We start from the raw sequence: 10,693 nt of genomic DNA, 5'->3' as shown, positions 1-10,693 counted from the left end.
GATCTTCGCGTGTAGGGAGGTGATGTCGATTTCCGGTTCCTTGCTCTTCGGCTTGTCCTCGAACACATCAGACACGCCATCGAGCAACTGGTCTTTCCACTGCTTGATCTGGTTCGGATGCAGGTCGAACTGGGTGGCCAGTTCGCTCATCGTCTTGTCGCCCTTCAGCGCCGCCAATGCGACCTTCGCCTTGAACGCGCCACTGTGGTTTCTTCTCGGACGTCTTGCCATCTTTCGCTCCTTCTTCCCGGCATCGCTGCCGGATCGGGAGCAGAAAATCCACCTAACTCAACCGTTCAGATTTCCCGAGCCACCTCTCCAGTCGTTGCCAGATCGTCGACATGGGCAATTCCGAAGCTCGCGCCGATGCGACACTGGCGTCCGTCGTAGATTAACGGTTCTGCCAGTTTTGCCTGGATCCGTTCAACGAGCGCACTTGCGTCGTCTTCAGCCTGACCTTCGGCCAGAAGGATCGAGTATTCGTCTCCACCGATTCGAGCGGCAAAATCGCTGGACCGGATACTGTCCCGCAGCACCTCGGCAACGCGAACCAGCACCTTGTCTCCGGCCTCGTGTCCCAACGTGTCATTGACATTCTTGAAATGGTCGAGGTCCAGCCGGATCCTCGCCTATGCCGACAAGCAACCGGAATTTGCCACGCTGCGCGAAGCAGAATCGTGGTTCCGTGGGGTTTACCAGCCCTTCGGCCCGGCCAGCGACGGGTTCTGGACCCGCATGGCGCGCACTTCGCTGCGCCGGCGCGGCGATGGCGTTTTCACGACCCACTACGATCCCCGCATCACGGTCCAGTTCCGGGCCTCGCCAGACGAACTTTCCACTTGGGACAGGTTCGGGCGCATCACGCTCCCGGTTCACGTCATTCGCGGCGAAACCTCCGATCTTCTGCCGGCGAACATGGCCGAACGCATGAAGACCGAGGGACCGCGCCCGGAGGTTACTGTGATCCCTTCCTGCGGGCACGCGCCGTCGCTTTCGCGAGCGGAAGACACACGCATGGTCCGGGAGATGATCGGAAGCATGGTCTGACCGTCTCGCCGAAGGAGATATCCGCGCGCCGGCCGCTCGGCGCTTCGCCTACTGGAGCATGTCGGCCCTGCTCCCGTGGCTCACCCTGCCCTTTCGCCCGCGCGAAAGGCGCTTGGCGAAAGCCCAGTCCACTCGTTGAAGGCCCGCCGAAAACTCCTTGGTTCCGTGTAGCCCAACGCCTTGCCCACTTCTTCGATCGACATATCCGTTCCGAACAGCAGCGAACGCGCGCGTTCTTCCACGAAACGCAACCGGACCTGCCGGAAGGACGTACCCTCTGCCTTCAGGGCGCGTTGCAAGGATCTCGCCCCGATTGCGAGCAGCCGGGCGACGGCCTCCTGGGACCCGAGGCCGGTTGAACCGGCGATGGTCAGCATTTGGGCGACCGACTCCTGCATCGTCTGAACCGGCGAGACACCCATGAGCGATTCCATTTCCTCCAGAGAGATCGTCTTCTCCGGCTGGGGCGGACCGGGGTTGATCGCGGCGAGGTCGCAGCGCCGGACGGCGACCGCCGGCATCATCGCATCGACTCGGACCGCGGTGCCCACGAACGCGCTGAGTTCCGCCACCTCGCCCGGGCTTGCATTGGGGATCTCCGCCCAATCGGGCCGCCAATCCGCCCCTAGGAAGTGGCGGACCACGTGGCCGATCACGAACAGCGCGCCTTCGTCGAGATGTTGGTGTCCGATCACGGAAAGACCTTCGGAATTACGTCCGACAACGAGGTGATTGTCCGTTTCCCGGAGCCCGATTTCGGATCCGGGATGCGTCAGCGACAATGCCCGGCGCCCGCGATCGAGCGCCGTTGCGAGGTCGGGCGCACCGAGCACGTAGCTCGAATAGGCGCCGTAGGTCGAGTAATCGAAATCCCGCCCCACCCGTGCGCCCAGATGCCTGTCTCCAATCGCCCTCGCGACGAATTCGAGCACAACGGCCTCGGCGGCATAGGGTATGAACCCCGCCGTTCCGCCAAGCATGGCACGGTCCAGACCGGCGGCCAGAAGCGCCCGGTCGATGACCGAACGCGCGGCATAGCGCTCGAGCAAGTCGATCACGTGGGTCAGCTCGGAGAGGTTTACCATTTTCCGCTGCACGACAGAGGATTGTCGCAAAATGACCGGCTCGACAATGGTAAACCGGCGGCGAACGCGCAGACATCCGGAGTTCGTTTATGCAAAGGCACTTTCCCAGACTTGCAGCCATTTTATCGACAACGGTCCTCGCCGCGATACCCGCCAGTGCGGACTTCGCCAGCGATAACCTCGCAGCCCAACTCGAGGCTCGCGAGATCCCGGTTACCATCGACAATTTCGTGCGCGCCGCGACGGATATCGAGCTGGCCAAATACGTCGCGCTCGCCGGCGGGGTAAACCGGTTCTACCATTTCCGCGAACCCTCGCCGGTCGACAACCAGCCGACGATCCGGATGAACCGCGACACGCTCTACAGCACCGTGGTGATCGACATCAGCGAAGGCGCGACCCTTGTGCTGCCGGATGTCGGCGAGCGGTACATGTCCGCGATGGTCGTCAACCAGGACCATTACGTCGACGCGGTCTTCCATGGGGGTGGCTCCTACAGGCTCGACATGGAGACCTTCGGTACCCCCTATGTCATCGTCTACATGCGCGTATTGCTGGACGCCTCGAACCCCCAGGACGTGGCCGACGTGAACGCGATCCAAAACCGGATGGAGATCGAGGCCGCCTCGGCCATGCCCTTCATCCTGCCGCCCTATGACCATGATGAATACGAGGGGCTCGTGCGGGCCATCCTCGGCCTCGTCCCCTACATCCCGGACAGCGCGCGCGTGTTCGGCGCAAGGGACGACGTGGACCCGCTGCGCCATTTCATGGGAACCGCCATCGGCTGGGGCGGCCTGCCGGAGGAGGAGGCTTTCTATATCGGCATTGATCCGCAGCTCCCGGTTGGAGAATACAAGATAGACGTGCCCGCCGAGGTGCCGGTCGGCGCCTTCTGGTCGGTAAGCCTTTATAATGCCGGCGGTTTCTTCGAGCCGAACGCGATCGGGTCCTACAACATCAATTCGATCACCGGCAAACGCAACGACGACGGCAGCATGACTGTGCATCTGGGCGGCTGCGACGACGGTCGCGTGAATTGCCTGCCGATCATGGGCGGGTGGAACTACACCGTGCGGCTGTACCGGCCGAAGCCGGAGATTCTCGACGGGTCCTGGAGCTTCCCCGCGGTGCAGCCGGCCAACTGACAGGAAAGGAAACGAGCATGAGACCCCTTCTGATACTCGCGCTTTGCGCTCCGAGCTTCGCTTTTGCCGAGGAAATCACGCTCGACACGCTCGTGCGGGCAGAAAGCGACCATATGTTCCGGGTGAACATGGCCGCCAATGACATTGATGTGGGCGAGTTCGTTCACTTCCGCAAGCCGATTGCGGCAACCGACATCCAGCCGGTCATCCGCGCGAACCAGGACACGCTCTACAGCGCCGTCGTTCTCGACCTTTCCGAACCGGCGGAGATCACGTTACCGGAGATCGAAGGCCGCTATCAGTCGATGCTGGTGATCAGTCAGGATCACTACATGCAATCGGCGGAAACGCCCGGAACCTACCCGTTGACCGAGCAAAGCGTCGGCACGCGTTTCGCCATGGCACTGTTCCGCACCTTCGTGGATGCCAGCGATCCCGAGGACCTTGCGGCCACCCACGCAGCGCAGGATGCAATCAAGGTAAGCGGTGGAGGCAACGGTCCGTTCGAGGCACCGGACTGGAATCTCGACAGCCTCGCCGTTGCCCGCAAGGCACTGAACGACCTGGCGGCCGAAATCAGCTTCGACGCCAGTCGCGCGTTCGGCAGCAAGGACGACGTTGATCCGCTCGCGCATATGGTCGGCGCGATTTCCGGCTGGGCCGGGCTGCCGCCAAGCGCGGCGATGTATGCCGTCGACAGCGTCCCGGCCAATGACGGGGTGACCCCGCACGCGGTCACGGTGAAGGACGTGCCCGTGGACGCGTTCTGGTCGGTGACCGTCTATAATGCCGATGGCTACCTGGAGCCAAACGAGTTGAACCGGAACAGCTACAATGACGTCTCCGCCAAGCCGAACGACGACGGCTCGTTCACGCTCCATTTCGGCGGTTGCGACGACGGGCGGGTCAACTGCATCCCCATCAGTCCCGGCTGGAACCACGCGATCCGCCTCTACGCGCCGCGCGCGGAAATCCTCAACGGCAGTTGGACTTTCCCCCCTCTCGAACCGACGGAGTGACCTGAAGGGAAGCTTGCCTGAGCCGCTGCGTGCCCCGGGTTTGAACGAGAAACAAAGCCAGCCTCGCGGCCGTGCCAGACGGTCCGCCGGGGCGGTATCCGCAGCGGAGCGGGGCATTTACGCGGGCCCACCGTTCCGTTCGATCAGGATAGCGTGCAGCGGAAAATCATTCAGAAACAAATATATAGACGCCGGGCGGACATTGCTTAGGCCGCCCCGGATCAGGGGCCGTTTGACAGCCACCGGGGGGCGGAACTCGTTCGGGAGTTCACTCACAGCGCAATCTTCTACCGACGCGCCTATTGCGCGGAAACGAAGTCCAGCCCGATATCGAGTGTCGCCGCGCTATGGGTGATCCAGCCAAGCGAAATCAACTGAACCCCGGAGGCCGCGACAGCCGCGGCGGTCTCCGGCGTGATGCCCCCGGACGCCTCGGTGATCGCGCGGCCATCCACCATGTCCACCGCCCGGCGCAGCGTTGCCGGGTCCATGTTGTCGAGCAACACCGCGTCGGCGCCAATCTCCAGCACCTCGGCGAGCTGCTCCAGCGTGTCGACCTCGATCTCGACCTTGACCATGTGGCCTACGGCAGCGCGGGCGCTGGTCAGGGCCGGGGCGATGCCGCCGGCAATGGCGATGTGATTGTCCTTGATGAGCATGGCATCGGCCAGCGAGTAGCGGTGGTTCATGCCGCCGCCCGCGCGCACCGCGTATTTCTCCAGCGCCCGCAGGCCCGGCGTGGTCTTGCGGGTACAGACGATAGAGGCCTGGGTGCCCGCCACGGCCTGCACCAACTCCGCGGTGACGGTGGCAATACCCGAGAGATGACCGAGGAAATTGAGCGCGGTACGTTCGGCCGTCAGCAGGCTGCGGGACAGGCCTTCGAAGCTGGCGATGCGGGTGCCCGGCGCCACTGGGCCGCCATCCGCTACATGGCGGGTGACCACGATGGAGGGATCGACGAGCGCGCAGGCCATTTCGGCGCAGTCGAGCCCCGCGATCACGCCGGGCTTGCGCGCGACGGCGGTGACGACCGAGCGGTGCCCGGCAGGGATCACCGCGTCAGAGGTGATATCCCCGGCAAGGCCGAGATCCTCTTCCAGAGCGCGGCGCAGCGCGGGTTCGATGATAGTACGGGGCAAGGGAGCAATCGTCATGTCATGCACTTCGCAATAGGGGGTGGGCACCGAGCGCCTGCGCGGCGGCCCTGATATCGTCAAGGCGCATCCTGCGGCAGGTTTGCCCGGGCATGGGTTCGGGGAAGTCGGTTCGCAAATGGGCGCCACGGGATTCCCGGCGCAATTCCGCGAAAACCGCGACGGACAGCGCCACGATTGCCGGGTCAGCTGCGGGGCCGTTGCCCTCAGCGATCGGCAGCAGGGTGCGAATGGCCTCGCGCAGCCCGGCTTCCTCCCGGATCACGCCGAGCGTTTTGGAGACCACTGGACGGAGCGGAGCCGGATCGGCCTGCGGCAACAGATGTGGAACATGGGAAATGGCCCGCAAGCTCGGGGTGGCCTGTCCGACGACATCCTGAGCCGCGCGGCGTGCCATGACCACGGCTTCCAGCAACGAGTTGCTGGCCAGACGATTGGCGCCGTGCAGACCGGTGGCCGCGCATTCGCCGACGGCCCAGAGGCCGTCGAGGCTGCTGCGTCCACGTTCGTCCGTGGCGATCCCGCCCATGTGGTAATGCGCCGCCGGCCGGACCGGGATAGGCATGCGCGCGGGGTCGATCCCGGCCTCGCGGCAGAGTTGGTCGATCCCCGGGAACCGTTTCGCGAACCCGTCGCCGAGCGCCGGGCGCGCATCGAGAAAGACCGGTCTGTTGCGGGCGATTTCGGCGTGGATGGCACGGGCCACCACGTCGCGCGGGGCAAGCTCGGCGCCGGGTATGTCGGCCATGAAGCGCCGCCCCTTCGCGTCGAGCAGGATCGCGCCCTCGCCGCGAACGGCTTCGCTGACCAGCGCCAGCGGGGTACGCGGCACGTCGAGCGCGGTCGGGTGGAACTGCACGAATTCCATGTCGGCAAGCATGGCCCCGGCGCGGGCGGCCATCATCACGCCCTGCCCGAAATTGCCCGAAGGGTTGGTCGTGGCGTCGAAAAGCCCGCCAAGGCCCCCGGTGGCCATGATCACCCGGCTCGTGGGCAAAACTTCCACGCGATCAGACCGTTGCAGGAGCACACCGGTCACGGCACCGTCCCGAACGAGAAGACGCCGCGCCTCGACACCCGTCAGTCGTTCGATGGAGGGACAACGGCGCGCTGCGGCGGCCAGCGCCTGCGTGATCGCAGCCCCGGAACCATCGCCACCCACGTGCAGCACTCGCCACCGAGAATGCGCCGCCTCGCGGCCAAAGGCATAGCTTCCATCCGCCTGACGGTCGAAACGGACACCATGCCCTTCGAGATCCGAAATCGCATCCCCGGATTCCCTCAGGATACCGGCGGCGATGGCCGCGTCGCACAGCCCCGCGCCCGCTTCCAGCGTGTCGGCAAGATGCAGATCGGCACTGTCGTCCGGCCCGAGGCTGGCGGCAATGCCGCCCTGCGCCCAGTTGCTTGAGCTTTCCTCTCCCAGGTCGGCCCGGGAGATCAGCACCACCGGTTGCGGCGCAAGGCTCAGTGCGGCCATGAGCCCGGCAATGCCGCCACCGATAATGGCGATGCGCCCGTCGAGCCCGTCCAAGCTCGGCATCAGATCGCGAGCATCCGCTCGACCGAGCGCCGCGCGTCCTCGGCAATCGCCGGGTCCACCGTAACCTCGTGCAGCCCGTTTTCCAGAGCCTCGCGGATATTGCGCAAATCGATCCGCTTCATATGCGGGCAGAGGTTGCAGGGACGAACGAATTCCACCGCCGGGTGGTTGACGGCGACATTGTCGCTCATTGAGCATTCCGTCAGCAGGCACACGCGTGCCGGCTTCCGTTCGCCCACGAAATCGGACATCACCGCGGTGGAGCCGGAAAAATCGGCTTCCGCCACAACTTCGGGCGGGCATTCGGGATGGGCCAGGATCGTGACCCCGGGCCAGGCCTCGCGCATCGCGCGCACGTCTTCGCGGGTGAACAGCTCGTGCACTTCGCAGCGTCCGCGCCAGGCGATGATCTCCACGTCGGTCTCGCGTGCCACGTTCTGGGCGAGGTACTCGTCGGGGATCATCAGCACTTTCGGCACGCCGAGCGATTCCACCACCTTCACGGCGTTGCCGGAGGTGCAGCAGATGTCCGACGCCGCCTTCACCGCCGCCGATGTGTTCACGTAGGTGATCACGGGCACACCCGGATGCGCCTCGCGCAGCAGCGCGATATCTTCGGGCGTGATCGACTCGGCGAGCGAACAGCCGGCATACGTGTCGGGAATCAGCACGGTCTTTTCCGGATTGAGCAGCTTGGCCGTCTCGGCCATGAAATGCACACCGGCCAGCACGATCACGTCTGCATCGACCTTGACGGCTTCGCGCGCGAGCGCGAGGCTGTCGCCGACGATATCGGCAACACCATGGAAGATTTCCGGCGTCTGGTAATTATGTGCGAGGATCACGGCGTTCTTCTCGCTTTTCAGCGCGAGAATTGCCTCGATATCATCCTCGAACAGCATCCAGTCCGGCGCGGGGATGATCTGGCGTACCCGGTCATAGAGATCCGGCAGTCGAAAGTCCTTCATGGCGTCCTTCTTGTACTCGGTTTGAGTATATCGACGCCGGCATATTCTCTAAACGAGTTTATGTCAACCGCGTGACACCGGAAGGCGCGTCCCCGACAAGGATTGTGCCTCCAGGATCGCGGGCCTGTACCGGAACAGCTTGGCCGGACGGCCACCGGTGCCGCTCGACATCTCCCCGGTCTCTTCGATCAGGTCCTGCTGGTCGATCTGCCGGCGAAAATTCGGCTTGTGCAAACGCAGCCCGGAGAGCGCCTCGACCGTGCGTTGAAGCTCCAGCAGGGTGAAGCTCTCGGGCATCAGTTCGAACACCACCGGGTGATACTTGATCTTGGCGCGCAGCCGCGCGATGCCGGTAGCCAGAATGCGACGGTGATCGCCCACCATCGGTTGCCCGAACACGGCACGGCCTTCGCCGCCGGCGCCATCGGCAAGGCCGGCTTCGAACATCATTTCATAGCGTTGCAGCGCGAGATCCTCGTTCCAGGCCTTTCCGTTCAGGCCGAAGAGATATTCGGCGCGCTGCTGGCGGAGCGGGTCGCCCTTGGCCCAGTGCTCCAGGTGTTCAGCGATGGCATCGAGCGCCTCGGGGCGGCGGTCGCGATGATCCTCCCAAGGAAAATACCGGTACCAGTCGTGCCAGGCGGGCCGTCCATCCCCGGCCGCATCCTGCTCGCGCACCAGCCCCAGATATCCGATCGAAATGTGCCGCGCACCATTCGTGTCCTCCGGGTTCTGCGGATCCCGGTCGCGGTCGGCAAAGGTATAGAGCTGTTCGAGATAGCCCACCGGGTGGCCGGTCTGGCTCTCGATCCATGCCCGCAGCCCGCTTTGCAGGCTACGATGTTTCGATTCGAAAGGACCATATGGCAACACTTCGCCGCCGCGCAGGGTCATCACGCGGGGTTCGTTCGCCGTTACGGCGACCAGCACGGCGATCAGTTCGGCATGTGCAATTCCGGAGGGCAAGGGGACTCCTGTTTTGAGCGTCCCCCTCGGATAACACGAATGCCGCGCGAGGCAAGGTTTCAGCGCTTCTGCCGCAACGGGATGCGGAATGCACGAGCGCGCCAATGCGCTCAGGAACGTTTCACCTCGGCCGCACGCAGCGCGCGGGCGAGCCGCTCGATGCCTTCGGGGATCCGGGAGGAGGAGATCGAGGAATAGGCCAGCCGGAAATGCCGCCGCTCGCCCTGCTCGGGCGAGAAGAAGGCCTCGCCGGGCTCGATCAGCACCTGCTCCTCGCGCAGGCGCCGGGCAAGCTCCGACGTGTCCACGCCCTCGGGCGCACGCATCCAGAAGGATGAACCGCCAAGGGCGGAGCGGTTGACGATCTCCAGTTCCTGTTCCTGCAGCGCCTGCTCCATGATCGCTCGCCGCTTGCGGTATCGCCGGTTCATCCGCGCGATCTGGGTTTCGAAATGCCCCAGCGAGAGGAAATAGGCGACGGTCCGCTGAATATGCCCCGGCGGATGGCGCAGCACTGTGCCGCGTAAAGCGCGCGCATGCCGGATGAACGGTTCGGCGGCGACGATGTAGCCCAGCCGCAACCCGGGAAAGAGCGACTTGGAAAACGAGCCGACATGGATCACGCGGCCCGTCTGATCGAGCGATTTCAGCGCCGGAGACGGCGCGTCCAGAAAGGACATCTCGAACTCGTAATCATCCTCGACGATCACGAACCCCTCGCGCGCGGCCCGTTCCAGCAGTGCCTTTCGCCGCGCCAGCGGCATGGTGACATTGGTCGGGCACTGGTCGCTGGCGGTGGTGAAAACAACGTCGACGCCCTGTGGAAGCGCCTCCGGCGGCAGGCCCTGACCATCCACATCGACCGGGACGAGGTCACAGCGGGTCTTCAGAAGGATATCGCGCAACCCCGGATAGCAGGGATTTTCCATGGCCGCCTTTCGGTCGGACGAGAGCAGGATTTGCGCCGCCGTCCAAAGCGCGTTCTGCGCCCCCATCGTCAGCAAGATTTGCTCAGGCCGGGCGACGATGCCCCGTCGCGGCAGGATCTTGCGCAGGATGAACTCGACCAGGACGGGATCGTCGCGTTCGTAGTAATCGGTGGTGAGCGACTCGATATCGGTCCGCCCGAGCGCCTGCAGCGCGCATTGGCGCCAGTTGCCGTGATCGAACAGTTTCGGATCGCATTGCCCATAGATGAAAGGAAAGCGATAGGAGCGCCAATCGGGCGGCCGATAGACGGCCAGCGGAGCGCTGCAGCTGTTGGCGATCGCCCGGGACCAGTCCGGGCCCTCCGCGCTGTCCTGTACCGCGGGCTCGAAACTGGGCAACCGCGGCGCGCTCGGTGACACGTAGTAGCCGGACCGACCGCGCGCCGTCAGGTAGTCATTCGCGACAAGCTCGGTATAGGCGAGCGCCACGGTGATCCGGGCCACGCCGAGATGCCGGGCGAGGTTGCGCGTCGAGGGCATCCGCTCGCCGGGCACGAAGCGGCCGGCAAGGATGGCGTCCGAGATGGCCTTCTGCAATTGCTGCTGCAGGGTCCGTCCGCTGTCGCGGTCGAGGAAGATGGATTCAACCGGAACGCTCATTTTTGCCCCTATCATCTTGCCGTTCTGGCTCTATCGCCAGCCCAAAGCATGGCCTGTTGGCAAAGACAAGCGCCCCTGCGCAGTCAGCGCGTCTCGCTGCCGCCCCACATCTGGCCCCATTGAGAATCCAAGCCTGGCCCTATGCGCCAGCGATATTCCGTGCAGTCTTTC

The 10,693-nt window shown here is 64.4% G+C and carries 11 protein-coding genes; 3 read left to right on the top strand and 8 right to left on the bottom strand.

The genetic code is table 11. The features are described 5' to 3' along the window. Positions 1-231, bottom strand: a 231-nt coding sequence (locus tag BLR85_RS09740; RefSeq protein WP_139188346.1) for a transposase, incomplete at its 3' end; no start/stop codon positions are given. Between the two features lie 65 nt (positions 232-296). Beyond that, entirely contained in the window at positions 297-581 is a 285-nt protein-coding gene (locus BLR85_RS09735) for a GGDEF domain-containing protein (protein ID WP_244520674.1), read from the bottom strand. A 1-nt stretch (position 582) separates the two neighbouring features. On the opposite strand from BLR85_RS09735, the gene BLR85_RS09730 reads away from it, so the two are divergent. Continuing rightward, complete coding sequence (locus BLR85_RS09730; RefSeq protein WP_093154658.1) at positions 583-1,047, top strand: alpha/beta fold hydrolase; 465 nt, start codon at positions 583-585, stop codon at positions 1,045-1,047. Positions 1,048-1,127: 80 nt separating this feature from the next. Here BLR85_RS09730 and BLR85_RS09725 read toward each other — a convergent pair whose 3' ends face one another. After that, entirely contained in the window at positions 1,128-2,132 is a 1,005-nt protein-coding gene (locus BLR85_RS09725) for a helix-turn-helix domain-containing protein (protein WP_093154653.1), read from the bottom strand. A gap of 89 nt (positions 2,133-2,221) precedes the next feature. On the opposite strand from BLR85_RS09725, the gene BLR85_RS09720 reads away from it, so the two are divergent. Next, positions 2,222-3,280, top strand: a complete 1,059-nt coding sequence (locus tag BLR85_RS09720; protein WP_093154648.1) for a DUF1214 domain-containing protein — start codon at positions 2,222-2,224, stop codon at positions 3,278-3,280. A gap of 17 nt (positions 3,281-3,297) precedes the next feature. Continuing rightward, positions 3,298-4,299, top strand: coding sequence for a DUF1214 domain-containing protein (locus BLR85_RS09715; protein WP_093154643.1), 1,002 nt, complete (start codon positions 3,298-3,300; stop codon positions 4,297-4,299). Positions 4,300-4,598: 299 nt separating this feature from the next. Here the strand turns inward: BLR85_RS09715 and nadC are convergent, their stop codons facing one another. From nadC to pdxR, 5 genes are all read right to left on the bottom strand, one after another. Then, positions 4,599-5,456, bottom strand: coding sequence for a carboxylating nicotinate-nucleotide diphosphorylase (nadC, locus tag BLR85_RS09710; protein WP_093154638.1), 858 nt, complete (start codon positions 5,454-5,456; stop codon positions 4,599-4,601). Between the two features lies 1 nt (position 5,457). After that, positions 5,458-6,999 (bottom strand): L-aspartate oxidase, encoded by a 1,542-nt coding sequence (locus BLR85_RS09705; protein WP_093154634.1) that lies wholly within the window; start codon positions 6,997-6,999, stop codon positions 5,458-5,460. Then, a complete protein-coding gene (gene nadA, locus BLR85_RS09700) occupies positions 6,999-7,967 on the bottom strand; it encodes a quinolinate synthase NadA (protein WP_093154629.1) in 969 nt (322 codons plus the stop codon). The genes BLR85_RS09705 and nadA overlap by 1 nt, the downstream gene beginning before the upstream one ends. 63 nt (positions 7,968-8,030) lie before the next feature. Continuing rightward, the gene (locus BLR85_RS09695) at positions 8,031-8,933 is read right to left on the bottom strand and encodes an NUDIX hydrolase (protein WP_093154625.1); all 903 of its coding nucleotides are present in this window, start codon (positions 8,931-8,933) and stop codon (positions 8,031-8,033) included. A gap of 110 nt (positions 8,934-9,043) precedes the next feature. Beyond that, positions 9,044-10,522, bottom strand: coding sequence for a MocR-like pyridoxine biosynthesis transcription factor PdxR (gene pdxR / locus BLR85_RS09690; RefSeq protein ID WP_093154620.1), 1,479 nt, complete (start codon positions 10,520-10,522; stop codon positions 9,044-9,046). Between the last annotated feature and the right edge of the window lie 171 nt (positions 10,523-10,693).

The organism is Aliiruegeria lutimaris (assembly GCF_900099935.1).
Classification (GTDB): domain Bacteria; phylum Pseudomonadota; class Alphaproteobacteria; order Rhodobacterales; family Rhodobacteraceae; genus Tropicimonas; species Tropicimonas lutimaris.
The sequence above is the reverse complement of the archived record's forward strand: the minus strand, read 5'-3'. Positions and strand labels throughout refer to the sequence as shown.

Bases quoted from the DNA above. Each gene is read 5' to 3' on its own strand.
- BLR85_RS09725 (WP_093154653.1), bottom strand. From the start codon at position 2,132: ATGGTAAACCTCTCCGAGCTGACCCACGTGATCGACTTGCTCGAGCGC.
- BLR85_RS09720 (WP_093154648.1), top strand. From the start codon at position 2,222: ATGCAAAGGCACTTTCCCAGACTTGCAGCCATTTTATCGACAACGGTC.
- BLR85_RS09715 (WP_093154643.1), top strand. From the start codon at position 3,298: ATGAGACCCCTTCTGATACTCGCGCTTTGCGCTCCGAGCTTCGCTTTT.
- nadC (WP_093154638.1), bottom strand. From the start codon at position 5,456: ATGACGATTGCTCCCTTGCCCCGTACTATCATCGAACCCGCGCTGCGC.
- BLR85_RS09705 (WP_093154634.1), bottom strand. From the start codon at position 6,999: ATGCCGAGCTTGGACGGGCTCGACGGGCGCATCGCCATTATCGGTGGC.
- nadA (WP_093154629.1), bottom strand. From the start codon at position 7,967: ATGAAGGACTTTCGACTGCCGGATCTCTATGACCGGGTACGCCAGATC.
- pdxR (WP_093154620.1), bottom strand. From the start codon at position 10,522: ATGAGCGTTCCGGTTGAATCCATCTTCCTCGACCGCGACAGCGGACGG.